Source organism: Microbacterium sp. K24, from assembly GCF_004794465.1.
Taxonomy (GTDB): Bacteria; Actinomycetota; Actinomycetes; order Actinomycetales; family Microbacteriaceae; genus Microbacterium.
Genome location: NZ_SSDJ01000086.1, coordinates 14,847 through 31,597, shown reverse-complemented (window position 1 = coordinate 31,597; position 16,751 = coordinate 14,847). Strand labels below are relative to the sequence as shown.

General features: G+C 67.8%; 23 protein-coding genes. 13 read left to right on the top strand and 10 right to left on the bottom strand.

The genetic code is table 11. The features are described from left to right. Positions 1–53 precede the first annotated feature (53 nt). Both rmuC and DW306_RS06690 read right to left on the bottom strand, forming a co-directional pair. Entirely contained in the window at positions 54–1,337 is a 1,284-nt protein-coding gene (gene rmuC, locus DW306_RS06695) for a DNA recombination protein RmuC (RefSeq protein WP_136054837.1), read from the bottom strand. Between the two features lie 65 nt (positions 1,338–1,402). Then, positions 1,403–1,996: a 3'-5' exonuclease gene (locus DW306_RS06690; protein ID WP_136054836.1), complete on the bottom strand. Its 594-nt coding sequence runs from the start codon at positions 1,994–1,996 to the stop codon at positions 1,403–1,405. A 59-nt stretch (positions 1,997–2,055) separates the two neighbouring features. On the opposite strand from DW306_RS06690, the gene DW306_RS06685 reads away from it, so the two are divergent. The 6 genes from DW306_RS06685 (at position 2,056) to DW306_RS06660 (ending at position 6,343) form a co-directional block, all read left to right on the top strand. Next, positions 2,056–2,796, top strand: coding sequence for a class I SAM-dependent methyltransferase (locus tag DW306_RS06685; protein ID WP_136054835.1), 741 nt, complete (start codon positions 2,056–2,058; stop codon positions 2,794–2,796). Positions 2,797–2,839: 43 nt separating this feature from the next. Then, the gene (gene ychF, locus DW306_RS06680) at positions 2,840–3,913 is read left to right on the top strand and encodes a redox-regulated ATPase YchF (protein WP_136054834.1); all 1,074 of its coding nucleotides are present in this window, start codon (positions 2,840–2,842) and stop codon (positions 3,911–3,913) included. Between the two features lie 496 nt (positions 3,914–4,409). Continuing rightward, positions 4,410–4,796: a hypothetical protein gene (locus DW306_RS06675; RefSeq protein ID WP_136054833.1), complete on the top strand. Its 387-nt coding sequence runs from the start codon at positions 4,410–4,412 to the stop codon at positions 4,794–4,796. Between the two features lie 96 nt (positions 4,797–4,892). Next, positions 4,893–5,306, top strand: a complete 414-nt coding sequence (locus DW306_RS06670; protein WP_136054832.1) for a hypothetical protein — start codon at positions 4,893–4,895, stop codon at positions 5,304–5,306. Positions 5,307–5,476: 170 nt separating this feature from the next. Then, positions 5,477–5,743: a DUF4190 domain-containing protein gene (locus DW306_RS06665; protein WP_136054831.1), complete on the top strand. Its 267-nt coding sequence runs from the start codon at positions 5,477–5,479 to the stop codon at positions 5,741–5,743. Between the two features lie 153 nt (positions 5,744–5,896). Continuing rightward, positions 5,897–6,343 (top strand): hypothetical protein, encoded by a 447-nt coding sequence (locus tag DW306_RS06660; RefSeq protein WP_136054830.1) that lies wholly within the window; start codon positions 5,897–5,899, stop codon positions 6,341–6,343. Here DW306_RS06660 and DW306_RS06655 read toward each other — a convergent pair. Continuing rightward, positions 6,325–7,512 carry a hypothetical protein gene (locus DW306_RS06655; RefSeq protein ID WP_136054829.1) on the bottom strand — a complete coding sequence of 396 codons (1,188 nt, stop codon included), beginning with the start codon at positions 7,510–7,512 and terminating at the stop codon, positions 6,325–6,327. The two genes, DW306_RS06660 and DW306_RS06655, sit on opposite strands and share 19 nt — an antisense overlap. Before the next feature lie 144 nt (positions 7,513–7,656). Between DW306_RS06655 and DW306_RS06650 the strand changes: the two genes are divergently transcribed. Next, positions 7,657–8,226 carry an alpha/beta hydrolase gene (locus DW306_RS06650; protein WP_136054828.1) on the top strand — a complete coding sequence of 190 codons (570 nt, stop codon included), beginning with the start codon at positions 7,657–7,659 and terminating at the stop codon, positions 8,224–8,226. A 21-nt stretch (positions 8,227–8,247) separates the two neighbouring features. Here DW306_RS06650 and DW306_RS06645 read toward each other — a convergent pair whose 3' ends face one another. Further along, on the bottom strand, positions 8,248–8,592 hold the full coding sequence (locus DW306_RS06645) for a LysR family transcriptional regulator (RefSeq protein ID WP_136054827.1): 345 nt from the start codon (positions 8,590–8,592) through the stop codon (positions 8,248–8,250). A gap of 106 nt (positions 8,593–8,698) precedes the next feature. Here DW306_RS06645 and DW306_RS21250 point away from each other — a divergent pair, with 106 nt between their 5' ends. The 3 genes from DW306_RS21250 to DW306_RS06635 are packed head-to-tail and all read left to right on the top strand — an operon-like array spanning position 8,699 to position 11,270. Next, entirely contained in the window at positions 8,699–8,869 is a 171-nt protein-coding gene (locus tag DW306_RS21250; protein ID WP_168429251.1) for a hypothetical protein, read from the top strand. 53 nt (positions 8,870–8,922) lie between these two features. Further along, complete coding sequence (locus tag DW306_RS06640) at positions 8,923–10,587, top strand: ABC-F family ATP-binding cassette domain-containing protein (RefSeq protein ID WP_136054826.1); 1,665 nt, start codon at positions 8,923–8,925, stop codon at positions 10,585–10,587. A 41-nt stretch (positions 10,588–10,628) separates the two neighbouring features. Next, entirely contained in the window at positions 10,629–11,270 is a 642-nt protein-coding gene (locus tag DW306_RS06635) for a DUF1345 domain-containing protein (protein WP_136054825.1), read from the top strand. Between the two features lie 76 nt (positions 11,271–11,346). Here the strand turns inward: DW306_RS06635 and DW306_RS06630 are convergent, their stop codons facing one another. Further along, positions 11,347–11,646: a Fe-S cluster assembly protein HesB gene (locus DW306_RS06630; protein WP_136054824.1), complete on the bottom strand. Its 300-nt coding sequence runs from the start codon at positions 11,644–11,646 to the stop codon at positions 11,347–11,349. A gap of 107 nt (positions 11,647–11,753) precedes the next feature. Then, a complete protein-coding gene (locus tag DW306_RS06625) occupies positions 11,754–12,242 on the bottom strand; it encodes a GNAT family N-acetyltransferase (RefSeq protein WP_136054823.1) in 489 nt (162 codons plus the stop codon). 94 nt (positions 12,243–12,336) lie between these two features. Between DW306_RS06625 and DW306_RS06620 the strand changes: the two genes are divergently transcribed. Next, entirely contained in the window at positions 12,337–12,882 is a 546-nt protein-coding gene (locus DW306_RS06620; protein WP_136054822.1) for a DNA starvation/stationary phase protection protein, read from the top strand. Positions 12,883–12,909: 27 nt separating this feature from the next. Here the strand turns inward: DW306_RS06620 and DW306_RS06615 are convergent, their stop codons facing one another. Beyond that, positions 12,910–13,446 carry a DUF6328 family protein gene (locus DW306_RS06615; protein WP_136054821.1) on the bottom strand — a complete coding sequence of 179 codons (537 nt, stop codon included), beginning with the start codon at positions 13,444–13,446 and terminating at the stop codon, positions 12,910–12,912. A gap of 69 nt (positions 13,447–13,515) precedes the next feature. Here DW306_RS06615 and DW306_RS06610 point away from each other — a divergent pair, with 69 nt between their 5' ends. Beyond that, positions 13,516–13,719 (top strand): hypothetical protein, encoded by a 204-nt coding sequence (locus DW306_RS06610; RefSeq protein WP_168429253.1) that lies wholly within the window; start codon positions 13,516–13,518, stop codon positions 13,717–13,719. 15 nt (positions 13,720–13,734) lie between these two features. Here the strand turns inward: DW306_RS06610 and DW306_RS06605 are convergent, their stop codons facing one another. Both DW306_RS06605 and DW306_RS06600 read right to left on the bottom strand, forming a co-directional pair. Next, complete coding sequence (locus tag DW306_RS06605; RefSeq protein WP_136054819.1) at positions 13,735–14,325, bottom strand: 1-acyl-sn-glycerol-3-phosphate acyltransferase; 591 nt, start codon at positions 14,323–14,325, stop codon at positions 13,735–13,737. Positions 14,326–14,348: 23 nt separating this feature from the next. Beyond that, on the bottom strand, positions 14,349–14,948 hold the full coding sequence (locus DW306_RS06600) for a carboxymuconolactone decarboxylase family protein (RefSeq protein WP_136054818.1): 600 nt from the start codon (positions 14,946–14,948) through the stop codon (positions 14,349–14,351). 78 nt (positions 14,949–15,026) lie between these two features. Here DW306_RS06600 and DW306_RS21245 point away from each other — a divergent pair, with 78 nt between their 5' ends. Continuing rightward, positions 15,027–15,173, top strand: a complete 147-nt coding sequence (locus tag DW306_RS21245) for a hypothetical protein (protein WP_168429252.1) — start codon at positions 15,027–15,029, stop codon at positions 15,171–15,173. 30 nt (positions 15,174–15,203) lie between these two features. Here DW306_RS21245 and DW306_RS06595 read toward each other — a convergent pair whose 3' ends face one another. Further along, complete coding sequence (locus DW306_RS06595; RefSeq protein WP_136054817.1) at positions 15,204–16,685, bottom strand: MDR family MFS transporter; 1,482 nt, start codon at positions 16,683–16,685, stop codon at positions 15,204–15,206. Positions 16,686–16,751: the final 66 nt, after the last annotated feature.

Below are 16,751 nucleotides of genomic sequence, written 5' to 3'. Positions count from 1 at the left end.
CCCGCGCAGCGTCTGACTGACCTCAGCGTCGCCTGACCTACGGGTCGTTCGACCTACGCGTCGTCGAGCCGCGCGCGCACGTCGCCCACGTCGGCGCGCACCGTGATCGATCCGTCGTCACCCGCGGCGGCGCCGCCTGATTCCTCAAGTGATTCCTCGTCGTCGATGCCGACCAGTTCCGGTGCGATGAAACGACGGGTGACGCCGGCCGTCACGGCCGGCGCGGTCGCGAGCCCCGATGCGTCGATGCCGGGGAACTGCCGCGCCGTGACGAGGACACGGGTCTCGAGGGATCCGGCGAACTTGTTGTAGCTGTCGACGGTGCGCTCCAGCGCCCGCCGCAGGTCGTCGGCGTGACCGGCGAGCGTGCCGAGCCGTTCGTAGAGCTGTGTTCCGAGGTTCAGCAGCGTGCGCGCCTCGGTCGACACCTCCTGCTGCGTCCAGGTGTAGGCGACGGTCTTGAGCACCGCCCAGAGATTCACGGGTGATGCCAACGCTACGCGCCGGCTGAAGGCGTAGTCGAGCAGAGTCGGGTCTTCGTCGATGGCGGCTGCCAGCAGCGACTCGCTCGGGAGGAAGCAGATCACGAACTCGGGGCTGGCGTCGAGGCCCGACCAGTACGCCTTCTTCGCGAGGGCGTCGATGTGCGCGCGGACCGCCTTCACATGCTTCTGCATGTGCGCGCGGCGCTGACTCTCATGCGCGTCACCGGCGGGCAGGGCCGAGGCCTCGAGGTAGGCGTCGAGCGGAACCTTGGCGTCGACCGCGATCGACGTGCCACCGGCGAGGCGCACGACCATGTCGGGGCGCCCGGTGCCGCGGTCGGACGAGATGGTCGACTGGAGGTCGAAATCGACATGCCGGGTGAGTCCCGCCGCTTCGACCACACGCCGCAGCTGCGTCTCGCCCCAGACGCCGCGGGTCGCCGTGGAGCGCAGCGCACCGGCGAGGGACTCGGTCGTCGCGCGGAGGGCCTCATCGGACTCCTGAGCCCGGCGGAGCTGCTCGGCCAGGGTTCCGAACTGCGCCTGACGCTCCTGCTCGATCGCCGTGACCTTCGACTGCATCTGCTGCAGGCTCTCGCGCACCGGAGCGAGCGCCGTGAGCACGGCGTTCTGCTGCTGCACGCGCAGTGCCTCTGCGCGCTGCTCGGTGCGGGCATGCTCGACGGCATCGCGGTAGAGGTCGTACTGACGGTCGCGATCGTCGCGCGCGGCAGCCAGCTCTGCTTCGGAGCGGGCGAGATCGGCGGCCCCGCGTCCGGCGCGCAGGAACCAGCCCACGGCGACTCCCGCCGCGAGTGCGGCGAGGATCAGAACGAACGAGAGAGCATCCATGTGTCTCATGATGCGGCCGGCATCCGACATTGCGGCGCCGCCCCGCTCAGGCGTCGCGATCCTCGTCAGGCGACGGCGCGCTCCAGGGCGGGCATCGCGGGCTCCGTCACCCGCAGGCTGAGGGCCTCAGCGAGAGCGAAGACGTCGGGAGCGCCGTGTCGACGTGCGGCATCGATCACGATCTGCGCGCAGGCGCGGGCGTCGGCCAGCGCATCATGATGCGGGAAATCTCCGAATCCCGCTGCCGCCGCGGCCAGCGGCAGGCGGTAGGAGTCGAGCTGGTACGTCTTGCGCGCGACCTGCAGGCTGCAGAGCGAGCGGTACGGCGGGCACAGCATGCCGGTGGCCTCCGCGGCCCGACGCAGCACGTTCAGGTCGAAGCCCGCGTTGTGCGCGACGAGCACATCGGCGCCGGCGAAGCCGCACAGCCGGTCGAACTGCTCCACCCAGGTCGCGGCGGAGAGCACGTCGGTCGGCTGGATGCCGTGGATGCGCACGTTCCACTCCTGGAACACGTCGTGACCGGGCGGGGGCTGGATCAGCCAGCCGGCGGTGGCGACGACCTCGCCGCCGCGCACGCGGACGAGTCCGACGGAACAGGCGGAAGCGGGGCTGGAGTTCGCGGTTTCGAAGTCGATCGCAGTGAAGTCCAGGGGCACGATCCCACTCTCCCTCGCGACTTCTGCGAGCGATCGCAGGCTCGCCGTAGGCTGGCGACATGACGGACGAGCAGGCGACATCCTTCGGCGTGCAGGCCCACAGCTACGAGGTCGGACGCCCCGAGTACCCCTTCGATGCGGTGGCATGGATGCTCGACGCGCTGCCGCACGGCTCCCGTCGGATCGCCGATGTCGGGGCGGGAACGGGCAAGCTGACCCGCACGCTCATCGGTGCGCCGGATGCCGAGGTCGTCGCGGTCGATCCCGATCCGGAGATGCTCGCGACGCTGCGCACCGCAGTGCCCGGTGTTCCGGCGTTCGTGGGGACGGCCGAGAGCCTGCCGCTACCGGATGACAGCGTCGACGCGGTCGTGCTGGGACAGGCGTGGCACTGGGTGGAGCCGGTCGCGGCATCCGTCGAGATCGGGCGCGTCGTGCGCAGCGGGGGAGTGCTCGGGCTCATCTGGAACATCCGCGATGAGCGCGTGGACTGGGTGCGGCGGCTCACGGAGATCATGCACGGCAGCAATGCCGAGATCATGCTCGCCGCGGGAGACCCGGTCGTCGCCGCGCCGTTCGGCGCTCTCGCTCAGGAGCAGTGGGCGTGGGTCCGGCCGATGACGCGGGACCTGCTGCACACGATGGCGACGTCGCGGAGTTACGTGATCACGGCATCCGACGAGGAGAAGGCGCGCATCCGACGGGACATGGATGCCCTGTTCGACGAACTCGGCCTGCACGGCGATGGCACGATCGACCTTCCCTACGTGACGCGGGCGTTCCGCGCCGTGCGCGACTGACGGTTCAGGGTCGGGCGGGGCACGACCGGTAGACTCGTCCTCCGTGGCTCTCACTATCGGCATCGTCGGCCTGCCCAACGTCGGCAAGTCCACCCTCTTCAACGCACTCACCAAGAACGACGTGCTCGCGGCGAACTATCCGTTCGCGACGATCGAGCCGAACGTCGGCGTGGTGAACCTGCCCGACCCGCGGCTCGACAAGCTCGCGGAGATCTTCAGCAGCGAGCGGATCCTGCCCGCTGCCGTGTCGTTCGTCGACATCGCCGGCATCGTCCGCGGCGCCAGCGAGGGGGAGGGGCTCGGCAACAAGTTCCTCGCGAACATCCGCGAGGCGGACGCGATCGCGCAGGTGGTCCGCGGATTCTCCGACGACGACGTGGTGCACGTGGACGGCGCCGTCAACCCGGCATCCGATATGGAGACGATCAACGCCGAGCTGATGCTCGCGGATCTCGAGACCGTCGATAAGGCGATCACCCGCTACGAGAAGGAAGTACGCGGCAAGAAGATCGAGCCGGTCGTGCTCGAGACCGCGCTTGCCGCCAAGGATGCGCTGGAGCGCGGCGTGCTGCTGTCGGTCGCCGGCATCGACCTGACGCCGATCCGCGAACTGGGACTGCTCACCGCGAAGCCGGTCATCTTCGTCTTCAACGTCGATGAGGGTGTGCTGACGGATGCCGCGCGCAAGGCGGAGCTCGCCGCCCTCGTCGCGCCCGCGAAGGCCATCTTCCTCGACGCGAAGATCGAGTCGGAGCTCATCGACCTCGACCCGGAGGATGCCGCTGAGCTGCTGGCGTCGACCGGACAGGACGAGTCGGGCCTCGACCAGCTCGCACGCATCGGCTTCGACACCCTCGGCCTGCAGACGTACCTCACCGCAGGCCCGAAGGAAGCTCGCGCGTGGACGATCGGGAAGGGCTGGAAGGCCCCTCAGGCGGCCGGCGTGATCCACACCGACTTCGAGAAGGGCTTCATCAAGGCCGAGATCGTCTCGTTCGACGACTTGGTCGAGACCGGCTCCGTCGTCGAGGCCCGCGCGAAGGGCAAGGCGCGCCTCGAAGGCAAGGACTACGTCATGAAGGACGGCGACGTGGTGGAGTTCCGCTTCAACAACTGAGGCGGAACGAAGTAGGTCCGGTGTCCGCGAGGAGTCCTCTCGAATCCAAGCTGACCGGTGGTGGCCGCGTAACGACAAGCGAAGTCGCGGGTGGGGTGAACTGCATTGCCTGCCGACATGCGTTGGAAGAACGAGGCCGCGTTTGAATCGGACCTGCGCACGGCGGATGACGACCGCCTTCGGGCGAACTTTCATTGGGCGGCCTCGGGCGAGGCTCGCACATCCAGTAACGGCAGGCACAACAGCCCAAGTACGCGGCGCGGTTGGAAAGCGCGTCGACAGGCCGTGGAAGGCGAAATGATCAGACGTGGGATCGAAATCTGACGTTCGCGAGACGTCGTGGTGTTCCGCATCTGAAATACATCTGGCGGGCCCAAGTAAGCTCCGTTCATGATCCAGGGCAACAGGGCGTCGCTCACCATCCGCAGCGAAACGAAGACGGTAGCCGAGATCTCTGCAATGGTCGGACTGGAGCCCACCGACTGGGGTGACATCGGTGATCTCACTCCTGCGGGGCGGGCCCGGTAGGAACTATGCGCCCGAACGCCTGACGCACCAGCGGACCTTTTGGTCGCTCACAGAGAGTGTTGACGAACCGAGTGCCGACGATCAGACCGGCTTCTCTGCTCTTCGCGCGTTGGTGGTCAGACTGGAACCCAACGCTCAGGCACTCATGGAGCTACGTCAAGGCGGAGAGACCACGCTCTGGTGGTCAGGAGACTCCGACAGTCCGCAAGGTGGATTTGTGTTGGAGGCGGACTTGATCCGCTGCCTTTCCAAGCTGGGGTGCGATGTCTTCGGGACTGCGTTTCTCGCCGAAGACAACGAAGAAGAGGATGCGATGAGCGACGGCGACGGGGCGGAGTTCCGCTCCAACAACTAGTCGTCTTCCGCTTGACGCCTCGCGAGCTCATTTGACGGGTGAGATGAGCCCGTTGCTTCGGGGGCGGAACCTCACCTCTCTTGCTAGCTTGGCCGTATGACCGCACCTTCGTTCGCTGAGCAGTCTGCGTGGATGCAGGCGATGCGACCGGCGACCGCCCGCATCGAGTTCGTCTTCAACAGCGGAGACGCACAGCACCCGCTGCTCGAACTATTGGCGCACCTCGATTCGGTGAGAACGGTTGGTGTGGCGCCAGACAACTGGCACTACAGGAGGGGGCGCCCGACCGCAGTGAAGCGCAGTTATGCCTACGACCGCGATATAGTTCGCGCGATTGAAAGCCTTGGCTGTTTTTTCCCTGAAGCTGCGAGCAAGAAACGCTGGACAGAACTGGGCGACGTCGACGTGATGTTTCTCGACCGGCGAGGCAAGACTCTCGGGGTAACAGTGACCCACGAGGGCATGCTCATCTCACCAGCGGACGAGGACCGCCTGACTCGCCCGTCATGAGGTGTTCGGTAGCGGTACGTCGTGGATTTTCCGTGACGGGTTGACGTGGCGCGTGGCAAACTGAGCGCGGCCACGCTGGAGCGGCTCGAGGTGGCGATCCAGCAGAATATGCTCACAGTCGATTCCGTCGCGATGCTCTGCGCGGCGACACGAAGAACCGGAAGGTCGCGATGACAACGACAACCACTGCGCCGCGGACGAACACGCTCTCGCTCGTCGGCTTCATCGCCGCATTCGTGATTCCTATCGCGGGGCTTGTTCTCGGTGTGCTCGCCCTGCGGCAGCTGCGCACGCCGGGCAACATCGAATCGGGGGCTGGTCTCGCCAGATGGGCGATGATCATCGGGGCATTGGGCACGGTAGCCCAGGCGACCTTCTTCATCGTGTGGCTGTCGCTGTTCTTCTCCGCGATCAACGGGCAGTCGTTCGGCAGCTGACGGCTCTGGAGGAGACTCGTGAAATCCCAGAGGCTGCACGCTCGGCTGCAAGAGGCGACGGCGACCACGTCTGTCGTGCACGTGGAGCGGAGACCGAAGCACGCTGACCGCCTCGACGGAATCGTCTTGCGTGTCGGAAAGAAATGGGCGTTGATGGCTCGGACCGTCGACGGCGGCTACCTCGACGGGCTCGTCGCGTTTCGCGTAAAGGACGTGAAGCGGATCTCGGATGACCAGTCAGTTGCGTCAGCGTTCGTGAAGACGTTGCCGGACTGGCCCCCGGCGTACTCGGCTCCGCTCGATCTCGACTCGACGGTGGGCGTCCTCGACGGACTCGGCCGGGGCGGCCGATTGATCGGCATTCAGAAGGAGAAGGAGCGCGACGCCCTGTGGATCGGGATCCTCGAGGGGATCCTCGGCCGATTCGTCTACCTCCACGAAGTGCGGCACGACGCCGCGTGGAACTCTGAGCCGCTCGGATACCGCCTGAGATCGATCACGACGGTGGAGATCGGACGACGCTACTTTTCCGCGCTCACGGCCATCGCCGGCGAGACCCCCGAGCATCCACGCGCGACCTTTCACGTCGTACGGCGCTGACCGGCGATCCAGGTGTGGTTGACGATCGCGGCGCTGACGGCCGCGCGATAGCTCGCCCCATCCGGACCCCGATAGAGATCCCGAGGCCGGTACGGCGATGCGTCACTGTACGGAGCACTGTCTTGCACCTGCGCAGCGAGGTCTGACAGGTACTCGGACCCGCCGACGAGGTACGCATCGACCTCGGCGTCATCCAGCCGGATCAGTACGGAATCGTCGACCATGGCGCCGTACGTGTAGCGAGTCTGCAGGTACAGGACTCCCCGTTGCTCGACGAGGAACCAGGCTCCGGGCGCATGCGCGAGGTAGTGCATGGCATCCCGCTCCTGGGCGATCCGCTCCGGATCTCCCCACAGCTCGACAGGAGGCAGAGGCTCCAGCGGGTGCCGCATGGCGTCGTTCAGCACGAAGTAACCGAAGGTCGGAGCGGACCCGCGGATCAGCGTGCAGCAGATGATCCGTCGGCACGTCGTGCAGGTGAGCTGCGTCTCCACGCGCTCCATGAGCCCCGATGCGTGAAGCGCCCGGAGGTCGGCGAGCCGCACCCGGTGGGAGTCTTCCGCGAGCAGCCCGGCGTCGAGACCCTCGGCGAGAGCCCTGACGGTTCGCTCCACGTCGACGCCTCCGTCGCGACCATCCCCGCGCACCAGGAGTTCACCGCACGTCGGGCAGTCGTCGTCGTCAGGCCGACAAGCGAGACCGGGCTTCGCACGCGTGATGACGATGCGGCGCAGATTGCCCGGTGAGTTCCAGCCGCCCTCACCCGCGAAATCGAGCCGTGCGTATCCGCCATCGAGATCGAGATACGGCTCGCGCATCCCCGCGAAGCGACGCGGTGCGCCGATGGCGTTCACGAGGTCATCGAGAGTGGCATCGTTGTCGACGCCGTCGATCCAGTCGGACAGAGAGAGTCCCTGTGGAGCAGTGGAGGTCGGCACGACCTCCAGCAGCACGCCGGCGACCGCTCCGTCGTGCAGGACGATCTCGCCACCCGCGGCGAATCGCCGCCACTGCGACCGGACTGCCGGTTCCCCGATCAGGCGCTCCGCGACGGCGACGGGTTCGCCTCCGAACGCCGCGGCCAGGCGACGCACCGCCGGATCGTCTTCTGACCGTTCGAGCGCATCGAGGACGACGGGAAGCCGGGTGCTGTCCTGCCAACGCGTCACCGGACCATTATCCGTGGGGCGGTGCCCCGACGGCATCCGGATAGGCTGGATGGCGGCGGCGTGAGCCGCGGTCCGGCCGCAGGCGTCCGCCGAGTTCGTTCCGCCCGCGCTTCCGATACCGACGGCACGAGGAGATTGACGCCGATGACCGACACCCAGATTTTCGAGCCCGAGACCCGCGCCATCCCGTTCGTCGACGAGGGCGACGGTCCGGTCAAGCTCGTGCTGATCCAGGAGCAGGGTCTGGCGACCGATGTGCTGGGCATCGTCGGACACTACCTCGCCGAGGAAGCCGGATTCCATGTGCTGCGGATCGGGTACCGCAGCACAGATGCCGACGTCCCGCTCGAGGAGCGGGTCGACGACGTGCTCGCGGTGATCGACCACGTCGGGCTCACGGACACCTGGGTCGGCGGACACGGTTTCGGCGGCACCATCGCCCGGGCGCTCGCCGCATCGCACCATGAGCGCGTCAACGGCCTGCTCCTGCTGGGCGTGGAGGAGAGCGAGATCCCGGTCGCACCGGTGATCCCCGTGCTGATCATCCAGGGCTCCGACGACACCGAGACTCCGCCGGCGACCGGCGAGCGTCTGCAGTCGACCGTGCCCGAGCGCGCGAGCGTGAAGACCATCACCGGCGGAGACCACCTGTTCCCGATGACGCACCCCATCGAGACCGCGGTGAACATCGAGGAGTACCTCGACTGGGACTGAGGCGCGGATCGCCGCGCGAGATCAGCGTCCCTGGCGCTTCTTGTACGGCTTCGGCTGACCCTTCACCACGGGAGCACGCCCCTTGCCCTTGGAGGCCTTCGCCTTGCCTCCGGCGGGAACGACCGGCTTCGCGGCCGGTGCCGGCGCGGCGGCGATCCGCTCGCGTGCCTCGACGAGCAGGAGCTCGCCCGCCTTCGTCAGGCGAGTCTCGCCTCCGCGTGTGACGAGCGGATGCCCGACCTCTTCTTCGAGCTGCTCGATCGACGAGTAGACAGCAGCCAGAGAGACGTTCAGCGACTCTGCCGCGCGGGGGAAATGCAGCTTCTCGGCGACGGCGACGAAACGCCGAAGTTGCGTGATGTTCACGGGGGAGCAGTCCTTTCCCGCACGGATCGCGGTACCTCTTCAGCGTACGCGTCTTCGATGGGCCGGTCGGCGTACGCTGAGGATGCCGCCGATCGAAGGGTTCGCCGTGTCCGACCACGACCATTTCGCGCATGAACACATCCCGGCCCCCGGGGAGCCGACCATCCCGGAACTCGAGGAGGATGAGACGATCGCGCCGCGGCCGGAGGAGGAGATCGCCGACGTCCTTCGGGCGAAACCCGACGTGGAGGACCACAGCTCCCACCGTCCCGACTGACGGCGGGAGTGGATCGGGAGATCCGACCGTCCGCCCGATGACAGGATTGAGTCATGACCGCAACACTCGTGGCCCAAGGGCTGGCCGGCGGGTACGGCCATCGCACCCTCTTCGACGCGCTCGACCTCACCGTCGCCCCCGGCGACGTGGTCGGAGTGGTCGGAGCCAACGGCGCGGGAAAGTCCACCCTGCTCCGTCTGCTCGCCGGCCTCGACGAGCCTCAGGCCGGCAGCATCGCTCTCGCCCCGGCAGACGCGTTCGTCGGATGGCTGCCCCAGGAGCACGACCGCCTCGTCGGCGAGACGATCGCGGCCTACATCGCGCGCCGCACGGGGTGCGCCGCCGCGACCATCGCGATGGATGCCGCGGCGGCTGCGCTCGGGGACCCGTCGCTCGCGGCCCCGGGCATCGACCCCGCTGACGCGTACTCGACGGCGCTCGACCGGTGGCTGGCCAGCGGCGCCGCCGATCTCGACGAGCGGCTCCCATCCGTGCTCGCCGACCTGGGCCTCGAACTCGACGGAGGCGCTGCCGACGAGATCCTGATGACCTCCCTCTCCGGCGGTCAGGCGGCCCGCGTCGGCCTGGCCGCGCTGCTCCTGTCCCGCTTCGACATCGCGCTGCTGGACGAGCCGACGAACGATCTCGATCTCGACGGTCTCGAGCGGTTGGAAGCCTTCGTGCGCGGACTGCGTGGCGGAGTGATGCTGGTCAGCCACGATCGCGAGTTCCTCGCGCGTTGCGTGACCCGAGTGCTGGAGCTCGACCTGGCACAAGGCTCGAACCGCGTGTTCGGCGGAGGCTACGACGCGTATCTCGAGGAGCGCGCGACGGTGCGCCGCCAACAGCGCGAGAAGTACGACGAGTTCGCCGAGAAGAAGGCCGACCTCATCGGCCGCGCTCGAACCCAGCGGGAGTGGTCGAGCCAGGGCGTGCGCAACGCGATGAAGAAGGCGCCCGACAACGACAAGATCCGACGCAAGGCGGCGACGGAGTCCAGCGAGAAGCAGGCCCAGAAGGTGCGGCAGATGGAGAGTCGCATCGCGCGACTCGAAGAGGTCGACGAGCCGCGCAAGGAGTGGCAGCTCGAGTTCACCATCGCCTCTGCCCCGCGTTCCAGCTCGGTCGTCTCGACGCTGAGCTCCGCGGTCTTCCGCCAGGGATCGTTCACCCTCGGACCGGTGTCGCTGCAGGTGAACGCGGGCGAGCGCATCGGCATCACCGGTCCGAACGGGGCGGGGAAGTCGACTCTCCTCCGTGCCCTGCTCGGGCAGCAGGATCCGGACGAGGGCACGGCGAGTCTCGGGGCGAGCGTGCAGATCGGAGAGATCGATCAGGCTCGCTCTCTCCTTGCCGGATCTCAGCCGCTCGCGGCGGCGTTCGAGGAGCTCGTGCCCGAGATGGCCACCGGAGAGGTGCGCACGCTGCTCGCCAAGTTCGGGCTCAAGGCCGATCACGTGGGTCGTCCCGTCGACGAGTTGTCACCGGGGGAGCGCACCCGCGCGGGGCTCGCCCTGCTGCAGGCTCGCGGAACGAACGTGCTGGTGCTCGACGAGCCGACGAACCACCTCGATCTCGCCGCCATCGAGCAGCTGGAGCAGGCGCTCGAATCCTACGAGGGAACGCTGCTGCTGGTGACTCACGACCGGCGGATGCTCGCCACCGTGCACACCGACCGGCGGTGGCGCGTCGAGGCCGGCACGGTGACCGAGCTCTGACGAGGGGCGGATCCGGGCGCTCCGGCGGATAGCATCCGAGAATGGCTGCAATCACCGTGCGGAAGAGAGTGCGCCTGCGTGCGCTCGCCTCGATCATCCTCGGCGGCGTCGCGGGAGTGTCCGTGGCCTTCCTCTACGGCCCGGCCCCGGGAATCCTCGCCGGCTGGGGTGTTTTCGCCCTCGTCAATGTCGTCTGGGTCCTCTGCCTGGTCTGGCCGATGGGACCGACCGAGACACGCGAGCATGCGACGGTCGAAGCGCCTGGCAGGCGGGTGGCCCGACTGATCTCGGTCATCGGCAGCCTGGTGAGCCTGGCAGCGGTTCTGAGCGTGATCATCCAGGCACAGAACGCGCCGGGAGCCGAAGAGTACCTCCTCGCGGGTATCGCGGTGGTGAGTGTCGCGACCTCGTGGCTCCTCATCCAGGTCGACTACGTGCTGCGGTACGCGCGGATGTACTACTCCGAGGCGCACGGTGGCATCGACTTCAACCAGGACGAGCCGCCGCAGTACACGGACTTCATCTACTTCTCGCTGGGGCTCGGCATGACCTATCAGGTCGCCGACACCGATGTCACCACGAACGCCATCCGCCGCGTCGTCATCGCCCAGACTGTTCTCGCCTACCTCTTCGGCACCGTCATCCTCGCCACGATCATCAACCTCGTGACGGGTCTAAACTGACCACGCCGCCGTCAGAGCCTCCCGACACGACGGATGCCGCGACCCCGAGAGGGCCGCGGCATCCGGAAGTCTTCGCTCAGGCGACCTTGGGCATCACGGCGAAGGACACGGCGCCCTCGTCGTCGACGCCGGCGTCGAGCACCTTGTCGTCGAGGGCCGTGGCCGCTGTCTCATCGAGGAACAGCCGGGTTCCGGAGATCTCGACGACCTGGTCCTGGGGCTCCGGGTCGGCGGCGACCAGCACGGCGAGACGCGCGCCGCCCTCGGCATCCGGGGTCGCGGTGGAATGGATGCGCAGGCCGGCATCCGGGGCTTCGCTCTGACGACTCACGAGGGTCGAGACGATGGCGGTGGCGTTGTCGGTGAGGGTGAGCACGAGACTCTCCTTCCGGTTGGGGCATGCCGCGGTCGCGACACGTCCGGGCCACGATGCCGGACCTGCCCGATCGACTCAACCCCTTTGCCGCGATTGCCAGGAGGCTCTCAAGGTCGCAGCTGTTTGCGGAGAAACACCTGCTCGGTCCCGTCGCCGTCGGGAATCCGCTCATGCTCCTCGTATCCGCACGCCTCGTACAGCCGCAGGTTCGCCTCGCTGAGGCTGCCGGTGAACAGTTCCGCCAGGTGAGCCCCCGACGATTCCTCGGCCGCCTGCAGCAGCATCCGGCCGATCCCCTCGCCCTGCATGTCGGGAGCGATCGCGATGCGTCCGATCAGGAGCATGCCGTCGCGTTCGACGAAGCGGATCGCGCCCACCAGGCGTCCCTGGATGCGGGCGACGAAACCGGACTCGGACCGGAGCTCCGCCTCCAGCTCTGCGAGAGTCTGGGTCAGCGGCGGCATGTCGACGCTGCCGTAGATCGCGGCCTCCGACACGAAGGCCGCCCGTTGCACCGTCAGCACCTCTCCCGCGTCGTCGTCGCTGATCGCGATGATGTCGACGTCCGGGCGTCCGTCCTGCTGCTCTTCCGTCACGTGCTGTCCTTTCGTTCCCCCGTCACACTCGGGGCGCGCCCGCACCGGTGTCAACCCCCTCGGCACACGCCGCTGGGGCCGTTAACCTCGCACCATGGCTGAGACGAAGACGACCAAGAAGACTGCCGCCACGACCAAGGGCGGCGCGAAGACGACCCGGCGGCAGAACGCCGAGAAGGGTTTCACGGCTTCTCCGGATCTCGCGGCGAACCTGCAGGCCGTGCTCGTCGACCTGCTCGAACTCGCGACCCAGGGCAAGCAGGCTCACTGGAACGTCGTCGGACGCAACTTCCGCGACACCCACCGCCAGCTCGACGAGATCATCGACGACGCCCGCACGTTCAGCGACACGGTCGCCGAGCGCATGCGCGCGCTGCACGCGGTGCCGGATGGCCGCAGCGTCACCGTGTCGGCCACGACGACGCTGCCGGAGTTCCCGACCGGCGAGGTCTCGACCTCAGAGACGATCGACCTCATCACCGCACGACTCGAAGCGGTCGTGTCGACCATGCGCGACGTGCACGACGACGTCGACGAGGCGGACCCGACGTCGGCCGACATCCTGCATGCCGTCATCGAGCGCCTCGAGCAGTTCGCATGGATGGTCAGTGCCGAGAACCGGAGCCCCGCGGGCCGGTGACCTCCACCCGGCCCGCACGGGTCGGGGTCACCCCTCCGAGGTCTGGGCGAAGCGCCGTCCGCGCATCACTCCCGGCAGCGCGATCCACAACGCCACGACGAGGATGAGCGCGGCGATGAGAGCGATGATGCCGGCCGTGCGGTTCAGCGTGAAGTCGATGATCAGCGTGGTCACACCGATCGTCAACGCGCCGATCACCACGAGGTCGATCTGCACGATGCGTGCCGCGATCCGCACGAGTTCGGGCTTTCGGCGGTGGCCGAACAGCGCACGGTGCATGCCCACCGGAGCGAGCGCCAGGATCGTCGCGATCGCGGCGAGTGCGACCAGGACTACATAGACGTCGCGCTGCAGCTGATCCATGTCGGTGAAACGCGGCTGGAACGCCACAGCCAGAAGGAAGCCGGTGAGGATCTGCGTGCCGGTCTGCATCACCCGCAGCTCCTGCAGCAGCTCGAGCCAGTTCCGATCCGCTCGTTCGTTCGGCGTCTCGTCGCGGCCGTCCACGCGATCGTCGACATGGGGCTCGACGCGGGGCTCGTCCGGAGGCAGATCGACTGTCATGATCTCAGTGTTGTGCTCGTGATCCGCTGATGTCCAGCCCGTTGCCGCGGCCGCCAGAAAGAAGGAATGATGACGCTTCCCCCGATCGATGAATGGTGGTCGGAGCTCTCGCCCGACGCCCAGCAGTCCGTGCTCGACAGCGACTCCGCCCTGCTCGATGAGACCGTTCGCGAGGAGATCCGCCAGATCACCGGCGCCGTCGTCGGGATGGTCGAGCAGCTCTCCGCCACGGACAGGAAATACGCACGCGCCCACGCCCCGACGGAGGACTGACGGGGGCGTCGGGCGTCATCCGGCGTCGGGACCAGCGGTCGGGTTCTCTTCGCGCAAGCGCGGTTCGGTCCACCGCTCGGGACGCAGCCCGCTCTTGTCGGCGTAGAAGGCGCGGATCTGCTCCATGTCGGCTGCCACGTCACCGGTGAGATCGATCGTGGGGCCCAGACCTGAGGTCATCGTGGTGCGGTCGACGAAGCCGAGCGTCACCGGCATCCCCGTCTCCCGCGCGATCCGGTAGAAGCCGGACTTCCAGTACTCGTTCCCCCCTCGGGTGCCGTCCGGCGTGACCACGAGGCCGAAGACCGTACCGGCGTGCACCTGGCCGACGACGTCCTTCACGACACGCGCCGGGTCGGCGCGGTCCACGGGAATGCCGCCGAGGCGGCGCATGATCGGGCCGCGCCAGCCCCGGAAGAGGCTGTTCTTGCCGAGCCAGTGCACGTCGATGCCGAGACGCCACGCGATGGCGAGCATGAGGACGAAGTCCCAGTTGGACGTGTGCGGGGCGCCGACCAGCACCGTCGGGCGGGTCGGTGCGCCCTCGCTCACGAGCGTCCATCGGCTGAACGCCCAGAACACGCGGGCGAGGAGACGTTTGAGCATGGCTCAACCGTAGGCGAGCGCGGTTATCGATCTGCTGTCGGCGGTGCGCCGTCGGATGCCGGGCGCGTCAAAGCGGCGGCGATCGCCGGGTCGAGCCCTGGCACCTCGTCGACCGGCACGGCGAGGGCGAGGAGGGTGCGGCTGAAGTAATTCCTCGCCGACGCCGCCAGAGTGATGTCGACGATCTGCCGGTCCGAGTATCCGGCGTCGCGCAAGGACCGCGCATCGTCGTCGGTCATCGATGCGGGGTCGGTCGACAGTCGCGCCGCGTAATCGATGACGACCCGCTCGGCGGGCGCGAATCCGCTGTCGTCTCCCTGCGCGAAGGCAGTGAGGCCCGCTTCGTCGACGATGCCGGCCCGCAACGACTTGCGGCCATGAGCGAGCAGGCAGTGGGTGGATCCCAGTGCGCGAGCCGCTCCGAGCGTCGCCGCCTCGTACACCCGGAGACCGATCGATGGCACGATCGCCTGGATCAGGTTCTCGAAGGCCGCGTGCGCTTCGGGATTGACCGCCATCGCCTGGGTGTGGACGAAGACGAAGCCGTCATCGTCGATGTCATCGGCGTACATCTCTGCGACGTGACCCTCTGCCGCGTTCGGGTCCGGGGGAGTGATGATCATGCCCGCACGATACGCCGCGGCAACGCGCCGCGGAAGAGCCCCGGCGCCACCCCCGCCGGACAGGCGTACCATCGAAGGATGACGAAAACGCAGCAGGACTCCGTGGAGCAGGAAGCGCCTCTCGCGCCGCTGCCTCTCGCGGACGCCCTGAACCTGCTCGAGGCGGATGCCGCCGGTTATTGCAGCGGTGGCGTCTGCCATTTCCCTGCGCCCAAGACGCAGTAGACGGCAGACGCCACCAGGCGTGCGCGACGGTCAGTGACCGCCGTGGAACCCGTCGCCGGCATCGTCGGCCGGCTTGCGCACGAACGGGCTCAGCGCCACGGCCGCGAGCGAGATGATCGCCGCGATGAGGAACGCCATGCGCGCCCCCGGAGCACCGGCGACCGCGGTCGGCAGGCCCTCGTTCTCGCCGGCGTGCAGGATCGCCGAGTAGGTGACGGTGAGCAGCGCCACTCCGGCCGCGCCACCGACCTGCTGCAGCGTGTTCAGCACGGCCGAACCGTGCGAGTACAGCGAACGCTGCAGCGATCCGAGCGAGGCGGAGAACAGCGGGGTGAACGACATCGCCAGTCCGACCGACATCGCGGCCTGCACGATGATCAGCACCCACCACACGGTGTGCTCGCCGACCGTCGAGTAGTAGAACAGCGCCGCCGAAACCAGGATCGTGCCCGGGATCAGCAGGGGGCGCGTGCCGCGGGAGTCGTAGACGCGTCCCATGATCGGCCCCAGCAGACCCATGAGCACGGAGCCCGGGAGCAGGATCAGTCCGGACTGCAGGGCGTTGAGTCCGGCGACGTTCTGCAGGTACTGAGGCAGCAGCGTGAGGGTTCCGAACATCGACAGCGCCAGGATCGTCATGATGATGACGGAGAACGTGAAGTTGCCGGCGCGGAACACCCGCAGGTCGAGCAGCGCGTCGTCGACCCGCTGCAGCAGGAGCTGGCGCCACACGAACAGGCCCAGCGACACGGCGCCGACGACCAGGGCGATGATGCCCGTCGTCTCGCCGGAGCCGCCTTCGCCGCCGAACTGGCTGAGACCGAAGACGATCCCTCCGAAGCCGAGGGCGGCGAGCGGGATCGACAGGACATCGAGCGGAACGCGACGCGTCTCGCCGAGGTTCGTCATCCACTTCACGCCCATGCCGAGGGCGACGAGCGCGATCGGGAGGACGATCGCGAACAGCGCGCGCCAGTTGAACGTCTCGAGGACGGCGCCGGCCAGCGTCGGCCCGATCGCGGGCGCGAGCGAGATGACCATGCCGACGCGACCCATCATGCGTCCGCGCGACTGCGGCGGGACGACGTTCATGATGGTCGTCATCAGCAGCGGCATCATGATGCCGGTACCCGCGGCCTGGATGACGCGGCCGATCAGCAGCACGCCGAATCCGGGCGCGACGAGGGCGACGAGCGTGCCGAGCGAGAACGCGACCATCGCCGCGATGAACACCTGACGAGTGGTGAAGCGCTGCAGGATGAACCCGGTCGTCGGGATCACGACGGCCATCGTCAGCATGAAGGCGCTGGTCAGCCACTGGCCCAGCTCGGGCGGAATGCCCAGGTCGGCGTTCAGGTGCGGGATCGCGATGCCCATCGTCGTCTCGTTGAGGATGGCGACGAAGGCGGCGACGAGCAGCAGCCAGATCACGCGCATGTCGGTGCGGGAGATCTCGCCGGAAGCAGGCGCGGTGTTGGTGGTCGGAACGGAGCCGGTATCGACGGCAGACATAGGCGGCCTCCTGGGCGACGAGATGCGGGGGGTGTGCGAGAGATCGCGCGAGTCTCTCAGCGTAAC

What these genes read in the sequence shown, in the direction of transcription:
- rmuC (WP_136054837.1), bottom strand. Translation starts at nt 1,337, where the DNA reads ATGGATGCTCTCTCGTTCGTTCTGATCCTCGCCGCACTCGCGGCGGGA.
- DW306_RS06685 (WP_136054835.1), top strand. Translation starts at nt 2,056, where the DNA reads ATGACGGACGAGCAGGCGACATCCTTCGGCGTGCAGGCCCACAGCTAC.
- DW306_RS06670 (WP_136054832.1), top strand. Translation starts at nt 4,893, where the DNA reads ATGACCGCACCTTCGTTCGCTGAGCAGTCTGCGTGGATGCAGGCGATG.
- DW306_RS06665 (WP_136054831.1), top strand. Translation starts at nt 5,477, where the DNA reads ATGACAACGACAACCACTGCGCCGCGGACGAACACGCTCTCGCTCGTC.
- DW306_RS06660 (WP_136054830.1), top strand. Translation starts at nt 5,897, where the DNA reads ATGGCTCGGACCGTCGACGGCGGCTACCTCGACGGGCTCGTCGCGTTT.
- DW306_RS06650 (WP_136054828.1), top strand. Translation starts at nt 7,657, where the DNA reads ATGACCGACACCCAGATTTTCGAGCCCGAGACCCGCGCCATCCCGTTC.
- DW306_RS06640 (WP_136054826.1), top strand. Translation starts at nt 8,923, where the DNA reads ATGACCGCAACACTCGTGGCCCAAGGGCTGGCCGGCGGGTACGGCCAT.
- DW306_RS06635 (WP_136054825.1), top strand. Translation starts at nt 10,629, where the DNA reads ATGGCTGCAATCACCGTGCGGAAGAGAGTGCGCCTGCGTGCGCTCGCC.
- DW306_RS06620 (WP_136054822.1), top strand. Translation starts at nt 12,337, where the DNA reads ATGGCTGAGACGAAGACGACCAAGAAGACTGCCGCCACGACCAAGGGC.
- DW306_RS06615 (WP_136054821.1), bottom strand. Translation starts at nt 13,446, where the DNA reads ATGACAGTCGATCTGCCTCCGGACGAGCCCCGCGTCGAGCCCCATGTC.
- DW306_RS06610 (WP_168429253.1), top strand. Translation starts at nt 13,516, where the DNA reads ATGACGCTTCCCCCGATCGATGAATGGTGGTCGGAGCTCTCGCCCGAC.
- DW306_RS06605 (WP_136054819.1), bottom strand. Translation starts at nt 14,325, where the DNA reads ATGCTCAAACGTCTCCTCGCCCGCGTGTTCTGGGCGTTCAGCCGATGG.
- DW306_RS06600 (WP_136054818.1), bottom strand. Translation starts at nt 14,948, where the DNA reads ATGATCATCACTCCCCCGGACCCGAACGCGGCAGAGGGTCACGTCGCA.
- DW306_RS21245 (WP_168429252.1), top strand. Translation starts at nt 15,027, where the DNA reads ATGACGAAAACGCAGCAGGACTCCGTGGAGCAGGAAGCGCCTCTCGCG.
- DW306_RS06595 (WP_136054817.1), bottom strand. Translation starts at nt 16,685, where the DNA reads ATGTCTGCCGTCGATACCGGCTCCGTTCCGACCACCAACACCGCGCCT.